Origin of the sequence: Labrys sp. 22185 (genome assembly GCF_052045555.1) — a bacterium.
GTDB lineage: Bacteria > Pseudomonadota > Alphaproteobacteria > Rhizobiales > Labraceae > Labrys > Labrys neptuniae.
The window spans coordinates 1-361 of record NZ_JBQEPH010000141.1 but is presented as its reverse complement, the minus strand read 5'-3'; the positions used below and the strand labels follow the sequence as shown (position 1 = coordinate 361).

The 361-nt window shown below is 70.4% G+C and carries 1 protein-coding gene; it reads left to right on the top strand.

Going from position 1 to position 361, the window contains the following annotated elements:
* Positions 1-361, top strand: a 361-nt coding sequence (locus ACTJKX_RS38305) for a hypothetical protein (protein WP_440728511.1), incomplete at both ends; no start/stop codon positions are given.

The window sequence follows — 361 nt, the reverse complement described above, 5'->3', positions numbered from 1 at the left end:
ACCACCATCGCCACCGATCCCGCCGATCGCACCCGTCAGGCCGCCGACGACGCCACCCAGGCCACCATCACCACCAATACCACCAATCGCGCCGGTCAGGCCGCCGACCGCACCACCAAGGGTACCGCCAAGACCGCCATCGCCACCGATGCCGCCGATCGCACCCGTCAGGCCGCCGACGACGCCACCCAGGCCACCGTCACCGCCAATCCCGCCGATACCACCAATCGCACCGGTCAAGCCACCGACTGCGCCACCAAGGGTGCCGCCAAGGCCACCGTCGCCGCCAATGCCACCGATACCGCCGATCGCACCCGTCAAGCCGCCGACGACGCCACCCAGGCCACCGTCACCGCCAATA